Raw genomic sequence first — 23,443 nt, 5'->3', positions numbered from 1 at the left:
CGCGCAAGGTGAGCCGACCCAACGGCGCCTATTCGGTTTCTGCCCTAGAAGTCATAAGATTGACCGTCGTCGGGCACCAGGGCACGCCGTGTGTCGAGGCGTTTCTCCTCGATAAAGCGGCGCAGTTCCGCACGCGTCAGCATCGTGTGGTTGACCGCTTCCATGTGAATTCCAACCACCCGCGCATTGGGGGCGAACTGGTACGCGCGATACAGGTCGTCCTTGCCCATGATGATGGAACCATCGAAGTCGGTGAGTTGCGCATCGCCTGTATTGAGCAGGATCACGTCGGGCTTGTAACGGGTCAGCGTGGCCTCAACGTCGGCCTGCCAGATCGTATCTCCGGCAACATATACCGTTTTGTAGCCGGGGCGCTCGAATACGATGCCCATCGTTTTGCCGAGCAATTGGCCGAGCGGAGAAACCGCATACATTTCATCACTCCCGTGCTTGCCGCCGGTCTTGTAAAGCTTGGTGCCATTGAAGATGTTACCCTCTCGCGTCAGGACACGAACATCGGTGAAACCGTCGTTCCGCACATTGGCAGCATCTTCCTCGTTTTGCGTAAAAATAGGCATGTCACGAGGCACCAGATTGCGCGCCGCCTTATCCCAATGATCGTCGTGCAAATGGGTCAGGATGATGGCATCCGCATCGAGCACATTGTCGACCGGCATCGGAAGATCCACCAGCGGGTACCGCAGTTCGCTTCGGCGCGTGCCCTCGAAGCCCGGATAGGCCCCCTTGGGTGCCAGCATGGGATCGACCAGAAACTTTGTTCCTGCGTAATCGAGTTTGATGGTCGCATTTCGGATCTGCTGGAATTTCACCACGTTCGTAGCGGTATTTTCGGCACTGGCAGGCGTGCCGGCGGGGCTTGCGACGCCCGCACTCGACAGCAACGCGCTACTCAGCAACACCCACGCGGACAGCAATTTTACGAATTTCATTTTCATTTCCTCTTTTACCGCGAGAGAAGCGCTTATCCGTCCTCTTTCGCATCGCTCTTCAGCTAACCTATAGGGCGCCATGCCAGCCATGGGCGAAGACGGCCGTTATCCGTCTCTACGGTCCGAACCGATTTAGCGTTCGATCCAGGTGGCGGTGTCGATCACCTCGCCATAGTAAAATGCGAGAGCCGCCATCAGTGCGGCATGAACCTGTGTCGCAGGGGTGATCGTTCCGCCGAATTCAAGATCGCGGGTCGCGCAGGCGTCATGAATGGTCGTGGTCCGATAACCAAGATCATTGGCTGCACGCACGGTTGCGTCGATGCACATATGGCTCATCGCGCCCACGACCACGACTTCTTCGACACCATTATCGTCGAGTGTCTGCTTCAGCGGCGTCCCCCGGAACGCGTTGGGGAAATTCTTGACGATAACGGCTTCGTCTTCGGCAGGCTTCACCGTGTCGTTGATCTGGACGCCATCGCTCCCGCGTACAAAAATCGGGGCATCCGGCATCGGCATTTCATGCTGGATGTGCACCACCAGATCACCCTTCTGGCGAGCAGCGGTGATGACTTTCGCTGCATTGGCTGCGGCATTTTCGATCCCAACCAGGGGAAATTTTCCCTCGGCAAAATATTCATTCTGTATATCGACAACGATGATTGCTCGCTTGCTCATGTCCGGTTTCCCATGTTCGTGATCAGATTAACGACCATCAAGATGGACGAGAGGGGCTTGCCTCACCATTGTCGATACCGACATAATAGGAGGCAATATCGCCATAACTGAGGAAATCCCATGACGGGCGAAGCTCCTGTGAAGATTGGGCTGGTGTGTTACCCCGGCGCCCAACTATCGGCCGTGCTTGGTCTGGCCGACCTCTTCGAGATTGCCAATAATGTCGTCCGCAAGCGGCCGGAGACAGGGCCGGTGCGGCTCCTGCGCGTCGATCAATGGGATTGGGATAGCGGAAGCACGCTGGCGGTATCATCGTCCGAAAGCCCCGCGGATGTGCTGATCCTGCCGCCCTCTCTTGGTGCGCCGGTCACGCCGGAAGTGGCGCGCCCTGTCGCGGCCTGGCTGCGTGATTATCACGCGGCGGGATGCATTCTGGCTTCGATTTGCGCAGGAGCATTTCTTCTGGCGGAAACCGGGCTCTTGGACAGTCGCACGGCAACCACTCATTGGACCTATGCCGAAGCGTTCAGCCAGCGCTTTCCGCAAGTCGCGCTCGATATCGACCGCTTGATCATCGATGATGGCGATATCATCACCGCGGGCGGGTTGATGTCCTGGACCGACCTCGGGCTGAGGCTGGTGGATCGCTTCCTTGGCCCGACAGTGATGCTGGAAGCGGCGCAGCTTCTCCTGATTGATCCTCCTGGCCGGGAACAGCGCTTTTACAATAGCTTTGCTCCCCGATTGAATCACGGCGATGCGGCGATCCTGAAGGTGCAGCATTGGATGCAGGCGACAGGTGGCAAGGAGGCTGGCCTGTCCGTGCTATCGGAGCGGGCGGGTATGGAAGAGCGAACGTTCCTGCGCCGGTTCCACAAGGCGACCGGTTTGACTTCGATCGATTATGCCCAAAGGCTTCGGGTAAGCAAGGCGCGGGAACTGTTGCAGTTCGGCCCGCTTTCTGTCGACGCGATTGCGTGGGAGGTCGGTTATCGTGATCTGGCTGGCTTCCGAAAGGTGTTCCTGCGCATCGTCGGTCTGACACCCGGGGAATATCGTAAAAGATTCCGCGCATCGCCCCGCAATTGATCCGACTCCTGGAACGAACGGACGCTGTCTCAACTTGGAGGAAATCCGCGGGCTCGCCCGCAAGGGACGGCGAAGCGCAGGCTCAATCGGGGTGGTCCTCCTCGCGCAGAGCATTCATAGCCTCGGTACGCCGTTGGATGGTAACATCCCGTACGATCTTCGCTTCCATCGACCTGCCAATGTGAAACTCGCAATGACCGGCCCCGGTTGCCATGGTGACAGGCCGATCGACCTTGATTGCATGACGAGATGACTGAATAGGGCCAAGCCAGTTTTGATCCCATTCACAGAATATCAGTGTGAGCAAAGGCTCCCCGTGGCGGATAAAAAACTCATTGCTTCCACATTTTGTAATTCTGAGTTCGACGCCTTGCTCGCTATACCGATCTTCAAACGTGAACATCTTGCCAAAAATACGTCCAAATACTCTCGATAGCCGTACCCGTTGAAGAAGGCGGACAGGGTCATTCGACAACAGCATCACCGTCCGAACCGCCAGCTGAGTTGGCTTATGGAAGCATGCACGAAATGTGTTTCGAATCGCATCGAATGCTACTGTTCTTTGAACGCCTGCGTCGATGAGTTCTCGATAAGCGGCAAGTAGTAGGGCGTTGAGTCCAACCACCGTCACGCCTTGTTTGTCAGGGGCATCGCCTCGATGGTCGTTAAAGATCAATTGAGCCGATTCTGCCGTGCGCCGGACCAATCCACGATCCAGACCCAGCCGGCCAAGCTGCCGACGCAATTGACGCAGAAACTGCCACCGCCATAAATTGGCGTCGAAGGTGCCGAACGAGCGTCTCATCTGCTTCCAGTTCACTAAAGGTCAGAAACTTCTGTCAAGGAGTCTTCCGCACCATCGACAGACCTGAACGACCCAAGCCACCATTGGTCTCCGGCTCGAATGCGACGCCCTGCCGTTGGAATTGAACGTCTTATTCACCCGCGCAGAGGTTTCCTTATATGGCAGTTGACAAAGTGGCGTCGGACGGCAGCTCAGCCACCCTTGCCGCCGATTGCTTTAAGCTTAAAACATATTGACCCGTGACTTTCAACATGATATTTGTGCAACGCTATCGCTGGATCGCCGCCGCAAAGGCGACGTGCCGCATGGAGCGGTCCAAAGATACGGATGCAAAGAGGATTGCCGTCATGAACGAGCCTGACGCCTCGGACCACGTGATCATCTACCTCTGCTCGGAAAGCTGAATAGGTTGCTGCTGATCGTTCGCCAAGATCGCCCGCGAGAAAAATAGATGCTGGCTGACACCACCGGCAGGTCGTCGAAGTCGGTCGTCCTGAAGACCGACGATGTCGAGGAACTGCAGTCTGTCATCAGCGCCAACCTGCGTCCAGCCGGCATAGCAGCGCGCGAAAATGGAAAGAGAAATTTCCTCTTCCTTCAACAAAGTCTGGACAATGTCGATATCTGTATCCTGCAGGGGGATGGAGCAATCGACATAAGCCTTAACTCCGATCCGCAGCCAGTTTCGGGCTATATCTTCTGGATGCAGCTGCAAGGCTTTTGCGAGTTTACCTTTAAAGGCGAGCGCTACACGCACGCCCCACCATCTGCATGTTTTGCCGGGAACAATGTACGTGGAACGATCCACAACGGTCCACGCAGCAGGCATCTCTTACTCCGGTTCGATTGCGAGCTGGTACAAAGGATGTGGACCGAATATGGGCTTCCGCTCGCCGAGCTAGACAGCGGTGGCCTCGTCATCCTGCCGTCTTTGATTGGTTCCGCTTTGCAGAATTATGTGCATTTCGTGGCGGGTGAGATGAAGCAAGTCAGTTCGCTCATCCACGGTCCACGGGCTGCCAAGGAAACCGAACAACTGCTCATCACTTTCCTGATGCAGACGATCAAGGGACGACATCGGCCAGATTTGGCTGATCGTCGGCCGGATGAGCCGGCTTATCTTGGCGAGGTGGAACACCTCATTTCACAGAGGCTGACGACAGGCGTAGATATTGCCGATCTGGCGGAAAGGGCGGGCGTAAGCGTGCGCACCTTCTATCGTGACTTCCAGATGCACAAGGGTTGCAGCCCGATGGAGTTCTTCCGTACCAAGCAGTTGGAACATGCACATTTCCGTCTGCTGGAAAGCTCACCGCGGCAAAACAGCGTCACTGAAGTCGCCTATGACTTGGGCTTTTATCACCTCAGCAACTTTGCAGCACTCTATAAACGCAAATTTGGGTGCCTGCCGTCGGCGACCCTCAAAATGAAGGGCTGACACATCGGAGCGAAGCGGGCCCGAGTGCGTTGCCGCCCGCTCCCGTCCACGGCAGTGGTATTTTTCTTCCCAAGGCAAAAAACTGATAGCGATGGCGCGGGTTGGTTAGACGATCCCATTCAGCGCTCATAGGCTGCACGCCATATAGCGGGCCCAATCGGCCAAGCTAGCGCGATCCGTTTGTCAATTTTTAAAGAGCGGTATGGCTGCGGAGCGCTGACTCCTCGGCTGTGCCGCAAGATGAATTAATGGGAGAAAGAAAATGGTGGGGAAAAATTATCTTCATGGCTGCGGCGTGAGTGCACTTGTTCTGTTGTTGATGGCGCCGGGCGTCGCGCAGGCGCAATTGGCGGAAGAATCTGACCCGAATGTGGGGGTCGGCGACATCGTTGTAACCGCACAGAAGCGGTCGGAATCCATCAACCGAGTTGGCATGTCGATCAGCGCGGTAACGGGAGATCAGCTCGTTTCCAAGGGCGTGACCGACGTTTCGCAACTGGCGAAGGTCGTGCCCGGCTTTGTATTCAACAACACCTTATATGGCGCCTCCATCTATACGATCCGCGGTGTCGGATTCCAGGAGAGCAGCCTTGCTGCCAGTCCGACCGTCAGTGTTTATGTGGATGAAGTGCCCATACCATTTTCGTCCGAAACATTGGGCGCGACACTGGACCTGGAACGGGTCGAGGTTTTGAAGGGGCCGCAAGGCACATTATATGGTCAGAATTCCACCGGCGGCGCGATCAACTATATCGCGGCAAAGCCCGACGACAGTCTGGAATTGGGTGCCAATGGAAGTCTTGGCCGGTTCAACACGACCGACCTTTCCGGTTTCGTCAGCGGCCCCCTCGCATCGAATCTGAAATCGCGCCTGTCCGTTCGCTATCTGCGGGGGGACGCCTGGCAGCGCAGTATCAGTCGGCCGAACGATCGCCTGGGCCGGGTCAATCAGCTTTTCGGTCGCCTGCTGACCGAGTGGGAGCCGACCGATAATCTGAAAATCACCGTCAATCTGAACGGCTGGCGCGATCGGTCGGAATCGCCTGGTGTCCAGCTCGCAGGGTTCAATCCCGCATTCGGTTTTGCAGCGCTGCCGCCGCAAGTCACTGCTCTGCCCCCTGTTCCGACGGGCGATGCGAGGGCGGCGGACTGGGATCCAAACTCGTCCTTCAAGCGCGACAACTGGTTTTATCAGGGCGCTTTGCGCGCCGACTGGTCGCTGACCGGCGACATCGCGCTGACGTCGATCACATCCTACCAGAAATATAGCCGCGATATGGCCGTCGATACCGATGGCACGCAATTCAAGATTTTCGACGTCCAGCAGAACGGCAGGATCGAAACCTTCTTTCAAGAGCTTCGCCTGGCGGGATCGCTCGGTGAAGGTCATTGGATGATCGGTGCCAACTACCAGTCCGACAAGACCGTGGATCGGTTTGTTCCTGTCTTCACCGAAGCGAGCGGGGCGTTTCTTGGAGGATCGTTCAGCAATGAGAACGAACAGGATATGGAGACAAAGGCGATCTACGCCAATGTCGATTATCCGCTCATCGATGGGCTGAGTGCTCAGGGCGCGATCCGATACACCGGCGCCGATCGGGACATGGCCGGTTGTTCGCGCGACACAGGCGACGGGCAGGTCGCTGCCGCCCTCAATGCCCTGACCGGGGGCGTTTTCGGCTATGTCCCGGGCGGCTGCATAACCTTGCTCAACTCCGGCGTTCCGGGTGTCGCAAACAAGGCTCTCGATCAGGAGAATATAAGCTGGCGGGCGGGCCTGAATTTTCAGATCGATCCGCGCACCTTGCTCTACGCCAATGTCAGCAGGGGCTATAAAGCCGGCAGCTTTCCAAATCTCGTCGCGGTCGTGGAGTCGCAGCTCACGCCCGTAACGCAGGAAAGCCTGCTGGCCTATGAAGCCGGGTTCAAAGTGGGGCTGGGCAATTTCGCCCAGGTCAACGGCGCGTTCTTTTATTATGACTATGCGAACAAGCAGATCCGAGGTCTGACCACGACCATATTCGGAAACGCCGAAACCTTGCTGAATGTCCCGAAGTCTCACGTCATCGGCTTCGAACTGAGCGGCACCCTGCGGCCGATGGACGGTCTGACAATTTCACCGTCTATCACTTTGGTCAAATCCCAGATTGATGGAAACTTCACCAACTTCGACGGCCTTGGTCTTCCCAATCGCCTCACCGGGGAATCCTTCCCCAATACGCCAAAGTGGCAGGGAAATACGGATGTCGACTATCGTTTTTCCTTGAACGATCATTTGGGGGGCTTCGTCGGTGCCAATGTGAGCTATCAGACACGCACGAACGGCGTCCTCGGCGCGAACCCGCAGTTCAATATTCCGGGATATGCTCTCCTCGATCTTCGCGCTGGCGTCGAGGACCCCTCAGGACTTTGGAGCCTCAGCGTCTGGGGACGCAATGTCACGGACAAATATCATCTCCAGACGTCCGTCTTCTCGTACGACACGATCGTCCGCTTTGCGGGAATGCCCGCTACCTACGGATTGTCGTTCAGCGTCCGCTACAGGTAACCGATATATGCGAAGGCAGGCGGCTCCGCTGCTCGCCTTCGCAAAGCCGTCTGGCCGTGGCGCCGATGGCCGGGTTGCCGCCGCAACAACTTGCTTTCGTCATTGTCGGAGATTTTCATGTCGGATTTTCAGGGGCACCGTCCGGCCGTCGCCCAAGATGCGGTCGCCTTCCAGCCGGATGGAACCACCCTCGTCCAGAATCTGCCCATCCCCGTTCCCCCCTCCATCAGTCCCGAAGCCGCGGCGATGCTCAAACGACGGAATGCCATGCCGGCGGGCGCCGACGACCTCACTGCTCCGGTCGAAATAATCCGGGAGCAGATGGCGCCAGGCCGGGCGATGTTGGAAGCGGAACTGTTGCAACGCTACCCCGCAACTGTGGAAAACAGAAGGTTCGCCGGCGTGGCGGTGCGCATCGTCACCCCCGCGAAGCGGGCACCGGGCAGCGAGCATAAGCTGTTGATCAACCTCCATAGCGGTGCCTTCATTCTGGGGGAGGGCTCGATTACCGAAGCCATCCCCATTGCGGCGCTCACCGGCATTCGGGTCCTCGCGATCGACTATCGGCTGGCGCCCGAAAATCCTTTTCCAGCTGCCGTCGAGGATATGATCGCGGTCTATCGCGAATTGCTTGAAGAGCATGAGTCGCAACATATCGCACTTTATGGCTCGTCCGCCGGCGCGGTGCTCTCGGCCGAAGCCATCGTGAAAATGCGTCAGCTGAGCCTGCCGCTCCCCGCGGCGCTGGGCTTCTTCTCCGGAACCGCAGACTGGGCGCGGCCGGGCGACACCGAAAGCATATTCGGTCTCTTCGGCTTCACCCGGCGCATCACGCCAATCCTCGAAGCGGCGCAGGGATATGCGCCGGATGCCGATCTTGAAAACCCGGTCCTCTCGCCGATCTATGCCGATCTGAAGGGGTTTCCGGCGACGCTGTGCATGTCGGGGACCCGCGACTTCTTCCTCAGCGGCACCGCCAACTTCCACCGCGCACTGCTGCGTGCCGGTGTGGATGCCCGGCTCGTCGTCTTCGATGCGATGCCACACGTCCATTGGGATGACCCGTCGCTTCCGGAAACCGACGAAGCCTTGAACATCCAGGCCGGGTTTCTGGCCACGCATCTAAAATAACCCAATTGACTCTGCCATCTGCTGTTGGCCTTTGCGCTGTAACGAGACTTGTACGCGGTTTATGGCTAAACGACCGTTCGTGCATCCGGTTCGCATGCATGCCTATTTGAAGCCGACAGTTGGCAGAGGAGCAAATAGGGACGGGCCAGACATAGGCCTCCCTTAACTGCGAGAGAAGCAGTGAGGGCCGGTCGTCGGCGCCACGGCGGCTTTTGGAAGGCGCTACCCAGGGGCAAAACCGGCGCGGCAGGGAACCGAAAATCCCCCGCAAGCGGACCGGGAGATCGGGAGTCGTCGTGACCGCCGCCAGCCTTCGGACTCGCGCCAGGCCCGGCTGCGGCCAGTTCAGGTCGATGTAACCGCGAAGCGCGGCAAATCCAGACGGCGTCGGCCTTGCCGACGATGCGGGCGTTGGCTGAGGTCCGCGAGCCGATCGGCAATAACCACGCACGAGAGTCCTTTGCGATCGACTGAGCTAATCCGCGCATCGATCAAGCGCGCCTTTGGTTTGGACCCGTCACGGCGCTTCACCTAAATCTGCATCGGCAGGCTGCGTATCGCGGCCATTGGCGGCGATCGCAAAGGAGAAGCTTGATGGATCCGGTGGCAATGGGAAAAAAGCTCGGCGAAGGCTTGCTTTCCTTTCCCGTGACACACTTCGACGCGCACGGCGCCTTCGACGAGACGCCCTATCGCGAGCATTGCGCCTGGATGCTGGATCGCGAGCTTGCAGGCCTGTTCGCCGCGGGCGGAACGGGTGAATTTTTCTCGCTGACGCCATCGGAAGTCGTCAACGTCGTGGCCGCCGCCGTCGCGGAAGGAAAGGGCAAGGTGCCGGTGATCTCGGGTTGCGGTTACGGCACCGCGATTGCGGTCGACGTCGCGCGCGGCGCCGAAAAGGCGGGCGCCGACGGCCTGTTACTATTGCCACCCTATCTGGTCGGATCGAAGCAGGAAGGGCTCGCCGCGCATATCGAGGCGGTCTGCCGCGCGACGGGCCTCGGGGTCATCGTGTACAACCGCGACAACGCCATCGTCGATGACGAGACGCTGGCGGGCCTGTGCGATCGCAACCCCAATCTCGTCGGCTTCAAGGACGGCGTCGGCGACATCGAAATGATGACCCGCATCTATGCGCGGATGGGCGACCGCCTGACCTACATCGGCGGGCTGCCGACCGCTGAAACCTATGCGACCCCCTATCTGACGATGGGGGTCACAACCTATTCGTCGGCGATCTTCAACTTTATGCCCGAATGGGCGCTCGATTTCTACAAGGCAGTGCGCGCCGGCAACCAGGTCGAGGTGATGCACCAGCTGCGCCAGTTCGTGCTGCCCTATATCGCGCTGCGCAATCGCGGCCGCGGCTATGCGGTGTCGATCGTCAAATCGGGTTGCCGGATCGTGGGCCGCGACGCCGGACCGGTGCGCTCGCCGCTGACCGATATGAGCGCGGCGGAAGAACAGGAACTGCGCACGCTGATCGAGCGAGCGTCGCCAAAGGCTCTTTCAGCGGCAGCGTGACGGGACTAGGCTGGGCCATGTTCGAACTCAGCCAACTCCGCTGTTTCGTCGCCGCTGCCGAGGAACTGCACTTCGGCCGCGCGGCGCAGCGGCTCAACATGACCCAGTCGCCCTTGAGCCGGCAGATCCAGCTGCTCGAGCGCATCCTCGACGTGACATTGCTCGAACGGACGAGCCGCAATGTCTCGCTGACCCCCGCCGGCCGCGTGTTCCTGATCGAGGCGCGGCGCATCGTTCGCCTGGCCGAAAGCGCCTCGCTGTCGGCCAGGCGCGTCGCAAAGGGCGATGCGGGGAAGGTCGGCATCGGCTTCACGGCGGTGTCGGGCTATACGCTCGTCCCGCGCATCGTGACGCAGGCGCGTGCGACGCTGCCCAATATCGAACTCGAACTGCGCGAAATGGTGACGGGCGACCAGACCGACGCGTTGCTCACGGGCCTGATCGACATCGGTTTCGTGCGCCCGCCGATCGAACGCAGCGAATTCAATACGATGCTCGCACTCAGCGAACCGCTCGTCGTCGCGCTGCCGCTCGGCGATCCGCGGCAGGCGCAATCGGTACTGCTGCCCGCGGATCTCGATGACAAGCCGCTCATCATGTATTCGCGCCAAGGGGCGGGCTATTTCCACGATCTGCTGGCGCGCCTGTTCGACGAGGCCGGGGTGTCGCCCCATTATATCCAGCATGTGACCCAGATCCATTCGATGCTGGGACTGGTGCGAGCGGGGCTGGCGGCGGCGGTCGTGCCGCGCTCGGCGATGGGGCTGCACCCCGACGATGTCCAGTTTCGCGAGCTGACGACGACCCCCGAACAGCCGGTCGAGCTGTATATGGCGTGGCGCCGCGACAACGCCAATCCGGCGACCGAACCGATGCGGCGCCTGTGCATGGAGGTCATGGCGGCGTGATCCCCCGCCGCCAGCTGATGATGGCAGGGGCGGCGATACTGCTGCCGCTACCGGTCCCGGCGTTGGCGAGCGGCAAGGGCGACCCGGTGGCGACGACGCGCTATGGCCGGGTGCGGGGTTTGCGCGAACAAGGCGTGCTGGTTTTTCGCGGGGTCCGCTACGGCGCCGACACCGCACCGCGGCGCTTTCAGGTGGCGCTGGCGCCGACGCCCTGGAGCGGCATTGCCGATGCGGCCACCTATGCCGCGGCGGCGCCGCAGACCAAGGCCGACGAACGAACAAGCGAGGACTGCCTGTTCCTGAACATCTGGACCCCGGCGCTCGACGGCGCGCGACGACCGGTCCTGGTCTATCTGCACGGCGGCGCGCATGCGCATGGATCGGGCTCCGATCCGCTCTACGACGGCGGCAATCTGGTCCGGCGCGGCGATGCCGTTGTGGTCACCCTCAACCATCGGCTCGCGGGGCTTGGCTATGCCTATCTCGCGCGGCTCGGCGGTCCGGCGGAATCGGGGAATGTCGGCAATCTCGACATCATCCTCGCGTTGCAATGGGTGCAGGGCAATATCGCCGGCTTCGGCGGCGATCCCGGGCGGGTGATGATCTTTGGCCAGTCGGGTGGCGGCGCGAAAGTCGTGACGCTGATGGCGATGGAGGCGGCGCGGCCGTTGTTCCACAGCGCCGCGACGATGAGCGGCCAGCATGTCACCGCCGCCGGCCCCAACCATGCGACCGAGCGGGCGAAGGCGTGGATGGCAAAGGCGGGCGCGGCGTCGGTCGACGACCTGCGCCGCCTGCCCGTCGAACATCTGGTCGAAGCGATGGCGATGACCGATCCGCTGGAGCGGAAGGGCGAGATCAGTTTCACCTCGACGCTCGATCATCATGTGCTGACACGCCACCCTTTCTTCCCCGGCGCGCCGCGCGAGGCCGCGTCGATCCCGTTGATCGTCGGCAACACGCACGACGAGACCGGGCTGTGGATCGCCGCGACGCTGAAGCGCGGCGATACCGACTGGGACAATCTGCCGGCGCGGCTGGCGCGCGAGATCGTCAAGGATGTCGATCCGGTGTGGCTGATCGAGCGCTATCGCGCACTCTATCCCGACCGCACCGCCGGGCAGATATTGCTTGCCGCGTCGACCGCCGCGCGATCGTGGCCAGGCCATTTGATCCAGGCCGAGGAGCGCGCGCGGATTGGGGCGCCGACCTGGATGTACCAGCTCGATTTTCCCTCGCCCGAGGCGGGTGGGGTACTCGGTGCGTATCACACGCTCGATATTGAACTGGTGTTCGACAACACGCGACTTCCCGCCGCGCGTACCGGCAACACACCCGCGGCGCAGGCGTTGGCGGGCCAGATGGCCGACGCGTTCATCCGGCTCGCGCGCGGCGGCGATCCCAATGGCGGATCGCTGCCCGCCTGGCCGCACTATGACCTGGAAAAGCGCGCGACGATGATCTTCGACCGCGACATCCGCGTCGAAAACGATCCCCGCGGCGCCGAGCGCGAACTGTTGTCGGTTGCGCCCTATATCAAGCCGGGCGGCTGATCTCTAGCGATCCCAGGGGAAGGAAAGGGTAGGGCGATTGGCATAGCGCGCCATCGTCAGCCGCAGCCGCGTCCCGCAGCCGGGCTCCAGTCGCAGCGTGAAATCGCGCCCGCCGACGCGTTCAGTGCCGCCGTCCCACGCGACCGTGTCGATCCGGTGCTCGGCATAGGCGCCGCCCTGCACGACCAAAGTGCGCGGCGCGGTGCCGGTGTTGACCAGCGTCACCTCGGTCGCCGTGTCGCCCAGGCTGTGGACTAGCGCCGCGACATCGTCGGGCACCCCGGCGCGGCGGCGGTCGGCATCGAAGTACCGCAGGCGGCAATGGAGCGGAACCCCGCCCTGCGGCGCGGTGGTCGGCGACCAGGGCGGGCGGGCGATGTGGAGGCCGCCGGTCATCGTCTGGATCAGCGCCTTCGCACTCGCCGGATTGATGCCGAGCGTCCAGTCGGCGAGCCGCTCGTCGGGCCTCGTCGTGTCGGCTTTGGCGATGGCGACCCGCTTGGCGACATGGTCAAGGTCGGCCTGCAGCGCCTGTTCGGGATAGCCCGGATTTTGTCCTTCCAGAAAATCGATCCACGGGTGGCGACCCGCCGCTTCGCGGTCGGGAGCTTCCTGCGTCGCATACCAGATTTCGAACCCGTTGGTGCGATAGGGGCCCGGTTTCCAGCCGTACCAGCCGTCGGCGCCATGCATCGTCGGCGCCGACATGACCCCGTCGACCAGCTTGCTCTGTTCGTTGATGCGCATGTTCATGTCGCGCCAGAGGCGAAGATAGTCGCGGTCTCCGGACAAGAGCAGCGCGTTGTAAAACGCGGTGATCGATCGCGGCACCCGGTTACGATTTTCGCGCTCGCCCGTCTGCGGCACGAGGGGTGAAAAGCCCCAGCCATAGACGCCCTGCCACCAGTCGGCGCCGACCGCGCCGTCGGCGGCGACGCGGCTCGGCAATATGCCTTTGTTCGCCCGCGCACGGTCGGCCCACGCACTCAGATAGTCCAGCGCCCAGTGCCGAAACCGATCCCCGGCGCCCAGCGCAAAGGCGTTGAGGCCCAGCGTTGTCGCCTGAAGGTTCAGCGGGTTGTCGCCGACGACATCGCCATATTCGGCATAGTGCGCGAGGAACTGGCTGTAATCATCCTCACCATGTTCGAGGTGGAAGCGCGCCGCGTCGAACGGATCGCCGGCCCAATCGAGCGCGCCCACCGGTTTCAGCGCAGGGCCGCGGCTGCCGTTCATCATGCTTCGCATCACCCGGTGGCGCGGATCGTAATTGGGGGCGCTGGGGTCGCGGCCGGTGTAGAAATCGGCGAACCGCCGGGTGCGCGCCAGAAGTTTCCGGTCGCGCGGCGCGCTCATCCCCATGACGTTGAAGGTTGTCAGCCCTTCGGCATTATGCTGCCAGTCCATCTGGACCGGGAACTCGCGATGATACATGCCTTCGCGGGCGATCGCGACATCGACAGACTTTGCGGCCGTATATTGCCGGATATGGCCGTCCCAGAAGCGCTGCGCCAGGGTGAGCAGCCTGTCGGGCGCGCCCAGCGCGTGAAGCGTCACCCAGTCGTTCGTCGCCTCGGCTGCATCGTCGGGCCCGTCGTTAGCGCCCCAGCGTACAAACACTTTCAGCGCGTCGTTCGCATCGACATATTTGGCGTAGAATGCCTCGCACGCTGCCATATTCGCCGCGAGCAGACGGCGCTGCAATCCCGCCCATGCCGGGGCGGCCATCGGGCTGGCAATGCGGATCGGCTGCGCCGGCGGCTTTGCGAACGCCGCGGGCGCGGCCAGAATAGCACCGCTCGTTGCCAGAAACGTGCGGCGCGAAACCGTCATGCAACGAGTTCCAGACGGCGGATCGGGCCGACGATCCACACATAAGCGACGATCGTCAGCAAACAGTGGACCGCGACAAAGGCGAGCGCGAGGTCGAACGATCCGGTCGCCGCGACGATATAGCCGACGACGATCGGGGTCACGATGCCGGCGATATTGCCAAACATGTTGAACACACCGCCCGAAAGGCCGGCGAGTTGCTTGGGCGCGACGTCGGCCATGACCGCCCAGCCGAGCGAAGCGACGCCCTTGCCGAAAAAGGCGACCGCCATCAGCGCGATGACGAGCCATTCCTCTTCCGCCCAGACGCACGCCAGGATCGTCGTCGCCAGCAGCATGCCGACGACCAGCGGTGTCTTGCGCGCCCTGTCCAGGCTGCCGCTTCGTTTGAGGATTTGGTCCGAAACGACCCCGCCTGCGAGACCGCCGACAAAGCCAAACGCCGCGGGCAAGGCTGCCGCGAAGCCAGCCTCCATGATGTTGAGGCCGCGTTCCTTGACCAGATAGATCGGAAACCAGGTCACAAAGAAATAGGTCAGCACGTTGATGCAATATTGGCCCAGATAAATACCCAGCATCATCCGGTTCGATAGCAACAGCCGAAAATTGGGCCAGGAAAAGGCGGCCCTGGCCTTGCTGCGGTCCTCCATCCCGATCTGGCCGCCGCCACTGCGGATATGGTCAAGCTCGGCTTGGTTCACGCGCGGATGCCGGTCGGGTTCGTGAATCTGACTTATGAACAGCAGCGTCGCGGCGACACCCAGTGCGCCCATTGTCCAGAACACCGAACGCCAGCCATGTTCGTGAACAAGCCAGCCCATCAGCGGCGCAAAGACGACGAGCGCGAAATATTGCGCGCTGTTGAAGATGGCTGAGGCCGTCCCGCGCTCGGCGCTGGGGAACCAGGCGGCAACCAGACGGGCGTTGCCGGGAAAGGAGGGGGCTTCGGCAAGGCCGACGAGGAAGCGCAGCAGGAAGAGGGTGGTGACCGCGGCCAGCCCGGGCACAAAGCCGACGAAGCCCTGCGCCGCGGTGAACAGCGACCAGATCAGGATCGCCGATGCATAGACCTTCTTGGTGCCGAAGCGGTCGAGCAAGGCGCCTCCCGGGATCTGCGCCAGCGCATAGGCCCAGGCAAAGGCCGACAGGATATAGCCGGTCTGGATCGGGCTCAGCGCCAGTTCGCGCGATGCCTCCTCGCCGGCAATCGAGAATGTTGCGCGATCGGCATAGTTGATCGTGGTGATGACAAAGATTAGCGCGATGATCCAATAGCGCGTTCTTGTCGGTTTTTCGGCGTTGTCGACCATGACCCTCTCCTGTGGACCGGAAGCGCTCGCGGCTTTTGCGGTCATCTGGACGCTAGCGACTGCATCCTTTCCGGTCCAAGCTGAAAGTTGGAACAATCCAGCCAATCCATGGCTGGATCGCGATCGGGATACGCCGCTTTTTAAAATTGGTGCGCGATCAGCAATGATCCATGCCGGATTGAGGTTGGCCTTATGGGGTCTTCTGGCGTTAGCCCCTGCATATTGAAACCGCACGACTTGCCGCGCGACGGCAAGCAGGAGAGGGGATTACCGATGGCAACTTCCGCACCGCGCAACATCAAGGTCGGCCTTTTTGCAGGGACTGCGGCCGTAGCGTTCGTCTGTCCGGCCGCCGCTCAGGCGCAGGATGCCGCCGCTTCCCAGCCGGCCGGATCCGCCTACGCTACAGAGGCCGCGCCAGAGGGCGCCGGCGAAGAAATTATCGTCACGGGTTTTCGCCAGAGCCTGACCAGCGCGCTGAACATGAAGCGCAACGAAACCGCTTCGATCGACGCGATCAAGGCCGAAGACATCGCCGAATTCCCCGATCTCAACCTCGCCGAATCGCTGCAGCGCATCCCGGGCGTCGCGATCAGCCGCGTGAATGGCGAGGGCCGCAACATCTCCGTTCGCGGCCTTGGTCCCGAATATACGCGTGTCCGCATCAATGGCATGGAAGCGATTGGCACGAGCGGCGGCACCGACAATTCCGGCGGCGTCAATCGCGGCCGCGGGTTCGATTTCAACATCTTCTCGTCGGACCTGTTCAACAGCCTAGCGGTACGCAAGACCGCGAGCGCCGACGTCGAGGAGGGCTCGCTTGGTGCGACGGTCGATCTGCAGGTTGCGCGCCCGTTCGATTTCAAGAAATCGACTGCGGTGCTCTCGGTCCAGGGCAGCTACAATGATCTGGCGCGAAAGCTGACGCCGCGCTTTTCGGGTCTGGTGACCGTTTCGAACCCCGACGAAACCTTCGGCGTGCTCGTGTCGCTGGCTTATGAAGAGCGCCGCCTGCGCGAAGAAGGCGCGAACATCACGCGCTGGACCCATGGCGGTTTCAACGGCGGTTTCAGCCCGCTCTCGACCCTTCCTGGCTATACCACCGCGCAGATCAACAACAGCAGCAACCTCGACACGGCGCTGTTTCATCCGCGTATCCCCGGTCTCGTCAGTTATGACATCAACCAGAAGCGCCTCGGCGCGGCGGTATCGGTTCAGTTCCGTCCGTCGGACAGCACGCTGATTTCGATCGATGGCCTCTATTCGCGCCTCGACGGCACGCGCACCGAAAGCCAGTTCCAGGCGATCAGCTTTAGCCGGTCGGGCACCGGCAAGCCGCAGACGATCATCCGCTCGGGCGTCGTCGACGAAAATAACAACATCATCAGCGGCACGTTCGACAATGTCGATCTGCGCACTCAGTCGCGCTACGACATTCTGAAGACCGACTTCCACCAACTCACCGCCAACATCGAACAGGAGTTCGGCGAAAAGCTGAAGTTCACTGGCCTTGTCGGCCATTCGAAATCGGCGTTCCGCAATCCGGTGCAGACGACAGTCACGATCGATGCGGCAAACACCAACGGCTTCTTTTACGATTTCTCGACGCGTTTCCCGACGATCAAGCCGGGCGTCGATGTCACCAACCCCGCGACCTTCGCCTTCACCAACGGCACGTCGGAAGTCCGCATCCGGCCGCAAACCGTCGACAACAGCTTCACCACCGCAAAGGGGGCGCTGGCATGGGAGGCAAGCGATGCCATCACGCTGAAAGCAGGTGTCGACTGGCGCCGCTTCACCTATGACTCGACCGAACGCCGTCGTTTGCAGGGCGAGACGGTTGTCACGACGCTGACCCCGGCGCAGCTCGCCGGGCTTACCACCGTCTACTCGGGTTTCGGCCGCGGGCTCAATCTGCCATCCGGCACGATCACCAGCTGGGTCGTCCCCGATCTCGACCCCTTCCTCGCGGCGCTCAACGCGCCGACGAACCCAACCTACGCAATCGGCGGGATCGAAAATGCGACGGCGCGCGGTTCATTCATCACGGTGGAGGAAAAAGACCTCGGTGCGTGGGGCATGGCTGAATTCAACCTCGAGGGCGCCGGTTTCCCACTGCGCGGCGATGTTGGCGTGCGCTATGTCGATACCAAGCAAAGCTCGACCGGCTATGCGAGCCAAGGCGCGGCGATCAATCTAGTCGAGGCGGACCGGTCCTATAATCGTTGGCTGCCGTCGGCGAATCTCGTGTTCGACGTCACCGACAATCTGCTCGTACGCTTCGCCGCGGCCAAGACGATGGCGCGCGCCGGGATTGCGTCGCTGACCCCGGGCGGCAACCTCAACGTGTCGGGCGGCAACCGCAGCTTCAGCTCGGGCAACCCCGACCTGAAACCGACCGCATCGACGAACCTTGACGTCGGCATCGAATGGTACCCGACGCCGGGGGCGATCTATGCGGTGTCGGGTTTCCACAAGGACATCGGAACCTTCGCTCAATCGCTCAGCACCTCGGTGCCCTTTGCCGATCTCGGCCTGCCGGCGTCGCTGCTGACCGGCACCACCGCATCGCCGACCGACGTCTTCATCGTCAGCCAGCCGGTGAATTCGAGCGGCGGCAAGCTCAAGGGTTTCGAGATCAACATCCAGCAGCCGTTTACTTTTTTCGACGGCTTCCTCTCGAACTTCGGCGTGCTCGCAAACTATACTTATGTCAGCTCGAATATCGAATATCTGACCGCCGCGAACGGCAGCACCTCGGTCCGTGCCCCGCTCGTCGGGCTGTCGAAACAGGCGGCGAATGCGACGCTCTATTATGAAGACACGAAATTCTCGATTCGCGGATCGGCCTCCTACCGGTCCAAATATCTGACCGCGGTCCCGGGAACAGAGGGCAACGCCTGGAACGGCACCAATAGCACGCTGAATTTCGATGCGCAGATTTCGTACAATGTGAACGACCGGCTGAAGTTCAGCCTCGAAATGATCAATCTGACCGACGAGAAGAATGATCAGTTCGTTGACGAGACGAACCGCCTGAACGTGCTCACCCACAGCGGTCGCCAGTTCAATTTCGGCCTGCGCTACAGCCTGTAATCGGAGACAATCGGTGATCGACGGCAGCATATTGATCGGGCAGGGGACGCGGCGGAGCGAGGAGAGTTTCCGTGCCTATGACCCGGCAACCGGCGCTGTCGTTGGTCCCGAGTTCAGTATCGCGAGCACACGGGACGTCGCCGACGCCTGCGCGCTCGCCGCGGACGCTGCCGGGGCTTTCGGGTCGCTTGCCCCCGCCGCCCGCGCCGCCTTTCTCGAAGCGGTTGCCGACGCGATCAACGCGATCGGCGATGTCCTGATCGAAACCGCGATGGCGGAGACCGGTTTGCCGCGCGCGCGTCTGGAGGGCGAGCGCGGCCGGACGACCGGCCAGCTGCAATTGTTCGCATCGGTCGTGCGGCAGGGCGACTGGCTCGACGCGACGCTCGACAGCGCGCTGCCCGAACGCGTTCCGCCGCGCCCTGCGCTCCGGCGGATGAACCGGCCGCTCGGGCCCGCCGCGGTCTTCGGGGCGTCCAACTTCCCGCTCGCCTTTTCGGTCGCGGGCGGTGACACCGCTTCGGCCTTTGCCGCCGGCTGTCCGGTGGTGGTGAAGGGCCACAGCGCCCATCCCGGAACGGGCGAGCTTGTCGCGCGGGCCATCCAAAAGGCGGCAGCCGTCTGCGGTCTTCCCGAGGGCGTGTTTTCCTATTTGCCCGGCAAGTCGCACGAACTGGGTGCGGCGCTGGTCGCCGATCCGCGGATAAAGGCGGTCGGCTTCACCGGCTCGCGCGGCGGCGGTCTTCACCTCGTCGATATCGCGCGCAAGCGTAAAGAACCTATTCCTGTCTATGCCGAGATGAGCAGCGTGAATCCCGTAATCATCCTCCCGGGCGCCCTTGCTGATCGCGGTATTGAACTGGCCGGCGCCTTTTCTTCCTCCCTTACACTCGGCGCCGGCCAATTTTGTACCAATCCCGGAACGATCGTCGCTCTCGACGGTCCGGCGCTCGACATATTCGTCGGCGCGGCGGCCGATGCCCTTGCCAGCGTAGAGCCCGCTACGATGCTGAGCAGCGGCATCGCCGAGGCTTATCGCGAAGGCGTGGCAGCGCTCGATCGCAATCCCGCGGTTGAACGCGCTTCGGCTATCCACGGCGCCAGCCACAATCGCTGCGCTCCGGCGCTATTCGACACGACCGCGGAAGCCTATGCCAGGGATGCATCGATCGGCGAGGAAGTGTTCGGGAGCGCGGCGATCATCGTCCGCTGCCGCGATCTTGCCGAGGTTGCGGCCACTATTTCCGCCATGGAAGGGCAGCTGACCGCGACGATCCATATGGACGACAGCGACATGAAGGCCGCGCAGGCATTATCGCCGCTTCTCGCGGACAAAGTGGGTCGCCTGCTGGTCAACGGCTGGCCGACGGGGGTCGAAGTAACCCATGCGATGGTTCATGGCGGGCCGTTCCCTGCAACCTCCGATACCCGATCAACGTCGGTCGGATCGCTCGCGATCGCGCGCTTCCTGCGTCCGGTGTGCTTTCAGAATCTTCCGGAGGAAATGCTGCCGCCGGCGCTTCGGGATGGCAATCCATGGCGTCTTTCGAGGCGCATCGATGGCGAACTGCGGAAGCCGGCGGTCGCGGAGCAGCTGAATGCGTAGGCAGATGAACCAAACGACCCGACATGACCTCATTTTCCAGGCAGGCGCGCGATGAGCACCATTCTTGCTTTCGTTCTGGCCGGCGCGCAGCCGATGCCGATGGTTGTCATTGACGAGGCGGACACGGTGCGGGAGGGGCCCGCGCCGCATGGAAGGATCGGCCAATCGACCGCGTGGCGGATCAGCGACGCCGTGCCAGCGCCGCGTAGTTTCGAGTTCAGAAAGCGCGCGCTTCACGTCGGGGCGGCGATCGGGATTCACGCGATTGACCATGATGAAATCTATTATGTGCTCGAGGGAACCGGCACGGTCCACTCCGACGGCGAGGAAAGGCAACTGCGGCCGGGCATGGCGGCCTGGCTTTACAGTGGCTCCAACGTGAGTATCCGCCAGACGGGGGATCAGCCGCTGGTGCTCCTGATCGCTTATCCCAACAAGCCGGGAAACTGATACGCTGACCGGACGACGCTGGCGCTGCATCGATGCGAAATTCCGATCGAGGAATGCTCGCCGCAAGGTCGAAACGCGTCTCCGTGCCGGCTTGGCCCGCCGATCTGGAGGTGAAGGGAGGCGACGGCAGAAAGGCCGCGCCAGTGGAACGCGGCCTTTCCGATAGGATCTCCCTCAGCTTCCCCGGGTCGCTGGAGTCGCCAAAGTTGTGGTGAGACTATGGAACTCCATCCCGTCGTCAACGACAGATAATTGCCTTCGAACTATTATGGGACAGCACCGGGACGGCAGGCGTCGGCGGTCAGCCCCCATATCTCGGACACTCGCTGTCGGGCAAGTTCATGGCGAGCAGCAACCAAGGCGCGTTCGAGGCCACGCGCTGCTCGGGAGACGGACGGGCCGTGCCAGCCTCGATGAAGCCGACGCCGTGTGCGTGAATACGGGCCTGCAAGCCGATCGCCAACCCATTTCTTGTTGCAGTGCGTCGAACGCTGGCGCATTTGCCTCTGATATCACGGCGGGGGACGTTGGGTTCATGCCGTGCGATTCACGCGCCCTCACCGGGGGGCGTCGGCGGCTCCGCCTTGCGCGCCGACGATGCGATCTCGTCGGCGAATTCCTGCGGAGAGACGACTGAAGGCCCACGGCGCGTGATCATGCGATCGCCGGGTGTCTTGTCGAGCAGCAGACGGGTCACGTCCGGCCGGGAATAATGGCCGGCGGGGTCGGTGGCCGCCTTCGCAAGCGAGATGAGGCCAAGGTCGAGATCGGCGTAAACCAGGCCTTCCTGGTTTTCGGGCAGGCCTTCGCTGATTAGGCGCCCGTCCGGCGCATATATCTGCGAATAGCCTCCGCCCTCCTTGAGCAGCGACCGCTTCATGTCATCGTTGCACAACATCGCAATCATCTCGGCCGAGACGAGGGCGGTCGAGGCGATGACATAGCAGCCGCCTTCGACCGCATAGAGACGCGACGCCGCGCTGTTGACGTCGACGCTCAGCTGATGGGCTTCGGGGTAGATCGAGAAGCTGGGCCAGGCAGCGACATGTACCTGTTCATTTTGCGCGTACATCGCATATTTCGAAAGCGGTTGGAGATGTTCCCAGCAGCAGAGGGCGCCGACCCGTCCAAGGGGCGTGTCGAACACCGAAAGGTCGCGGCCGTCTCCTTCGCCGAAAACCGTTCGCTCGACATGCGTCGGCTTCAATTTGCGGCGCCGGCTGACTGTGTTGCCGTCCGCTCCGATCAGCCATTGTCCGATATAGAGGCTGCCGCCGTCGCGTTCGCTGAGACCCATGGCAACCATGACCCCATTTTCTTCCGCGGCGCGTTGGAGCCGGTCGGCTTCGGGCGAGCCGTATGCGAGCGAATTGTCGAAATAGCGCTGCACGAACTGCATTCCCCAGGCAGGGGAATCGAGCCAGATGTACCAAGGATAGCCCGGAAGGAAGGTTTCCGGAAAGGCGACGAGCGCTGCGCCGTTCGCCGCAGCTTCCTCGATAAGCCGAACCGCCTTTGCCAAGCTTGCGTCAAGGTCGAGAAACACGGGTGCGGCCTGAACGGCTGCGGCGCGAAATCTGGGGTGATCGACGGTCATCGGATATTTCCTCTATTCACAATCAGGTTCATCGCGATTTTGCCGTGCCGAGTTGCTCTGCGCTTGTCCGAGCGTGGCAGGTTTTAGGACGGGCGTGGCGTGAGCAGGCAGTCCGGAGTGCCGCGCAATGGGAGTAAAGGGACTCAAGCGCTATGCCTCACATGCATAATAGGCATATCGGCTATGAATTTGTGCGCAGGCCCAAATATGTGTTTCATCGGGCACACTGCACCGCGAGCGAAGGAGTATCCCATGGCCAACCCGGCCTCCACTCTGTCGGCCCCTTTGACAGGCCGGATTGCGGACGCGATAGCGAACGTCGTGCGGTTTCGGGAAGTGCGACCGAACTGGAACCCGATGCGTACCGATGATCCGGCTTATCATGCCGCCATGTACAAATATTTCGACGGGGCCACATCAACCTTCGTGAAGGGGACGTCGCCCGCCGTCGAGAGCAGCGAATTCCGACTTGCGGTCGGGGTCGTCGAACCCGGCAAGGGCCAGATTCTTCATAATCATACCCAAGAGGAATTGATGTTCGCCGCGAGCGGATCGTGGATGGTCTATTTCGACGAAAATGAGGAACATAAGGTCTTTCTCGAACAATGGGATTCCATCCTCGTCCCGGCAGGCGTCCCTCGCGGGTGGCGAAATGTCGGAACTGCGACCGGGTGCTTTTTGAACCTTAGCGGCGTACATGACCGGATGAGCGTCGAGCCTCCCGCCGGAGCGGCGGGCACGTCGTGCGGCTCGTGAAGAAGGAGAGGCGCGCGCAATGCATCTCGCCCGATGCGTCTTGATCCTTGTTCGCGCGATGTAGCCGGGCGATGGCGCTGGGCTTCTCGCCTGCTCGACGAGAGCGAACTCTTCCGCGTCATTCCTGGAACATGTCAGCCGGGACAGGCCGACGCCTGGCACGCCCGT

18 protein-coding genes are annotated in these 23,443 nt (G+C 61.6%); 12 read left to right on the top strand and 6 right to left on the bottom strand.

All coding sequences use genetic code 11. The features are described 5' to 3' along the window. Positions 1 to 44: 44 nt before the first annotated feature. A complete protein-coding gene (locus tag ASD73_RS02055) occupies positions 45 to 950 on the bottom strand; it encodes an MBL fold metallo-hydrolase (RefSeq protein WP_056369560.1) in 906 nt (301 codons plus the stop codon). Positions 951 to 1,082: 132 nt separating this feature from the next. Continuing rightward, positions 1,083 to 1,631, bottom strand: a complete 549-nt coding sequence (locus tag ASD73_RS02050; protein WP_056369561.1) for a cysteine hydrolase family protein — start codon at positions 1,629 to 1,631, stop codon at positions 1,083 to 1,085. A gap of 120 nt (positions 1,632 to 1,751) precedes the next feature. On the opposite strand from ASD73_RS02050, the gene ASD73_RS02045 reads away from it, so the two are divergent. Further along, a complete protein-coding gene (locus tag ASD73_RS02045; RefSeq protein WP_056369563.1) occupies positions 1,752 to 2,720 on the top strand; it encodes a GlxA family transcriptional regulator in 969 nt (322 codons plus the stop codon). Between the two features lie 82 nt (positions 2,721 to 2,802). Here ASD73_RS02045 and ASD73_RS22110 read toward each other — a convergent pair whose 3' ends face one another. Beyond that, positions 2,803 to 3,540 carry an L-2-amino-thiazoline-4-carboxylic acid hydrolase gene (locus tag ASD73_RS22110; RefSeq protein WP_156407306.1) on the bottom strand — a complete coding sequence of 246 codons (738 nt, stop codon included), beginning with the start codon at positions 3,538 to 3,540 and terminating at the stop codon, positions 2,803 to 2,805. Between the two features lie 224 nt (positions 3,541 to 3,764). Here ASD73_RS22110 and ASD73_RS23125 point away from each other — a divergent pair, with 224 nt between their 5' ends. From ASD73_RS23125 to ASD73_RS02010, 7 genes are all read left to right on the top strand, one after another. Beyond that, positions 3,765 to 3,929, top strand: a complete 165-nt coding sequence (locus ASD73_RS23125) for a hypothetical protein (protein ID WP_235534076.1) — start codon at positions 3,765 to 3,767, stop codon at positions 3,927 to 3,929. A gap of 47 nt (positions 3,930 to 3,976) precedes the next feature. Further along, positions 3,977 to 4,963, top strand: a complete 987-nt coding sequence (locus ASD73_RS02035) for an AraC family transcriptional regulator (RefSeq protein WP_056369567.1) — start codon at positions 3,977 to 3,979, stop codon at positions 4,961 to 4,963. A gap of 262 nt (positions 4,964 to 5,225) precedes the next feature. Then, complete coding sequence (locus tag ASD73_RS02030; RefSeq protein WP_056369569.1) at positions 5,226 to 7,511, top strand: TonB-dependent receptor; 2,286 nt, start codon at positions 5,226 to 5,228, stop codon at positions 7,509 to 7,511. 117 nt (positions 7,512 to 7,628) lie between these two features. Beyond that, a complete protein-coding gene (locus ASD73_RS02025) occupies positions 7,629 to 8,642 on the top strand; it encodes an alpha/beta hydrolase (RefSeq protein ID WP_056369571.1) in 1,014 nt (337 codons plus the stop codon). 594 nt (positions 8,643 to 9,236) lie between these two features. Then, the gene (gene kdgD, locus ASD73_RS02020; protein ID WP_056369573.1) at positions 9,237 to 10,166 is read left to right on the top strand and encodes a 5-dehydro-4-deoxyglucarate dehydratase; all 930 of its coding nucleotides are present in this window, start codon (positions 9,237 to 9,239) and stop codon (positions 10,164 to 10,166) included. Positions 10,167 to 10,183: 17 nt separating this feature from the next. After that, entirely contained in the window at positions 10,184 to 11,074 is an 891-nt protein-coding gene (locus tag ASD73_RS02015) for a LysR substrate-binding domain-containing protein (RefSeq protein ID WP_056369574.1), read from the top strand. After that, positions 11,071 to 12,627: a carboxylesterase/lipase family protein gene (locus tag ASD73_RS02010; RefSeq protein WP_235534075.1), complete on the top strand. Its 1,557-nt coding sequence runs from the start codon at positions 11,071 to 11,073 to the stop codon at positions 12,625 to 12,627. Before ASD73_RS02015 ends, ASD73_RS02010 begins: the two co-directional genes overlap by 4 nt. A gap of 3 nt (positions 12,628 to 12,630) precedes the next feature. Here ASD73_RS02010 and ASD73_RS02005 read toward each other — a convergent pair whose 3' ends face one another. Next, the gene (locus ASD73_RS02005; RefSeq protein ID WP_056369576.1) at positions 12,631 to 14,460 is read right to left on the bottom strand and encodes a hypothetical protein; all 1,830 of its coding nucleotides are present in this window, start codon (positions 14,458 to 14,460) and stop codon (positions 12,631 to 12,633) included. Then, on the bottom strand, positions 14,457 to 15,770 hold the full coding sequence (locus tag ASD73_RS02000; RefSeq protein ID WP_156377256.1) for an MFS transporter: 1,314 nt from the start codon (positions 15,768 to 15,770) through the stop codon (positions 14,457 to 14,459). Before ASD73_RS02000 ends, ASD73_RS02005 begins: the two co-directional genes overlap by 4 nt. Before the next feature lie 273 nt (positions 15,771 to 16,043). Here ASD73_RS02000 and ASD73_RS01995 point away from each other — a divergent pair, with 273 nt between their 5' ends. The 3 genes from ASD73_RS01995 to ASD73_RS01985 are packed head-to-tail and all read left to right on the top strand — an operon-like array spanning position 16,044 to position 20,922. Then, a complete protein-coding gene (locus ASD73_RS01995) occupies positions 16,044 to 18,866 on the top strand; it encodes a TonB-dependent receptor (RefSeq protein ID WP_056369581.1) in 2,823 nt (940 codons plus the stop codon). A 13-nt stretch (positions 18,867 to 18,879) separates the two neighbouring features. Further along, positions 18,880 to 20,472 (top strand): aldehyde dehydrogenase (NADP(+)), encoded by a 1,593-nt coding sequence (locus ASD73_RS01990; protein ID WP_056369583.1) that lies wholly within the window; start codon positions 18,880 to 18,882, stop codon positions 20,470 to 20,472. A gap of 51 nt (positions 20,473 to 20,523) precedes the next feature. Further along, positions 20,524 to 20,922 (top strand): cupin domain-containing protein, encoded by a 399-nt coding sequence (locus ASD73_RS01985; protein WP_056369585.1) that lies wholly within the window; start codon positions 20,524 to 20,526, stop codon positions 20,920 to 20,922. Between the two features lie 547 nt (positions 20,923 to 21,469). Here ASD73_RS01985 and ASD73_RS01980 read toward each other — a convergent pair. Next, on the bottom strand, positions 21,470 to 22,519 hold the full coding sequence (locus ASD73_RS01980; RefSeq protein ID WP_056369587.1) for a carbon-nitrogen hydrolase family protein: 1,050 nt from the start codon (positions 22,517 to 22,519) through the stop codon (positions 21,470 to 21,472). 252 nt (positions 22,520 to 22,771) lie between these two features. Between ASD73_RS01980 and ASD73_RS01975 the strand changes: the two genes are divergently transcribed. After that, entirely contained in the window at positions 22,772 to 23,275 is a 504-nt protein-coding gene (locus ASD73_RS01975) for a cupin domain-containing protein (protein ID WP_162248126.1), read from the top strand. The last annotated feature ends 168 nt before the right edge of the window (positions 23,276 to 23,443 follow it).

Origin of the sequence: Sphingopyxis sp. Root154 (assembly GCF_001427105.1) — a bacterium.
GTDB lineage: Bacteria > Pseudomonadota > Alphaproteobacteria > Sphingomonadales > Sphingomonadaceae > Sphingopyxis.
The sequence above is the reverse complement of the archived record's forward strand: the minus strand, read 5'-3'. Positions and strand labels throughout refer to the sequence as shown.

What these genes read in the sequence shown, in the direction of transcription:
- ASD73_RS02055 (WP_056369560.1), bottom strand. Translation starts at nt 950, where the DNA reads ATGAAATTCGTAAAATTGCTGTCCGCGTGGGTGTTGCTGAGTAGCGCG.
- ASD73_RS02050 (WP_056369561.1), bottom strand. Translation starts at nt 1,631, where the DNA reads ATGAGCAAGCGAGCAATCATCGTTGTCGATATACAGAATGAATATTTT.
- ASD73_RS02045 (WP_056369563.1), top strand. Translation starts at nt 1,752, where the DNA reads ATGACGGGCGAAGCTCCTGTGAAGATTGGGCTGGTGTGTTACCCCGGC.
- ASD73_RS02035 (WP_056369567.1), top strand. Translation starts at nt 3,977, where the DNA reads ATGCTGGCTGACACCACCGGCAGGTCGTCGAAGTCGGTCGTCCTGAAG.
- ASD73_RS02030 (WP_056369569.1), top strand. Translation starts at nt 5,226, where the DNA reads ATGGTGGGGAAAAATTATCTTCATGGCTGCGGCGTGAGTGCACTTGTT.
- ASD73_RS02025 (WP_056369571.1), top strand. Translation starts at nt 7,629, where the DNA reads ATGTCGGATTTTCAGGGGCACCGTCCGGCCGTCGCCCAAGATGCGGTC.
- kdgD (WP_056369573.1), top strand. Translation starts at nt 9,237, where the DNA reads ATGGATCCGGTGGCAATGGGAAAAAAGCTCGGCGAAGGCTTGCTTTCC.
- ASD73_RS02015 (WP_056369574.1), top strand. Translation starts at nt 10,184, where the DNA reads ATGTTCGAACTCAGCCAACTCCGCTGTTTCGTCGCCGCTGCCGAGGAA.
- ASD73_RS02005 (WP_056369576.1), bottom strand. Translation starts at nt 14,460, where the DNA reads ATGACGGTTTCGCGCCGCACGTTTCTGGCAACGAGCGGTGCTATTCTG.
- ASD73_RS02000 (WP_156377256.1), bottom strand. Translation starts at nt 15,770, where the DNA reads ATGGTCGACAACGCCGAAAAACCGACAAGAACGCGCTATTGGATCATC.
- ASD73_RS01995 (WP_056369581.1), top strand. Translation starts at nt 16,044, where the DNA reads ATGGCAACTTCCGCACCGCGCAACATCAAGGTCGGCCTTTTTGCAGGG.
- ASD73_RS01985 (WP_056369585.1), top strand. Translation starts at nt 20,524, where the DNA reads ATGAGCACCATTCTTGCTTTCGTTCTGGCCGGCGCGCAGCCGATGCCG.
- ASD73_RS01980 (WP_056369587.1), bottom strand. Translation starts at nt 22,519, where the DNA reads ATGACCGTCGATCACCCCAGATTTCGCGCCGCAGCCGTTCAGGCCGCA.
- ASD73_RS01975 (WP_162248126.1), top strand. Translation starts at nt 22,772, where the DNA reads ATGGCCAACCCGGCCTCCACTCTGTCGGCCCCTTTGACAGGCCGGATT.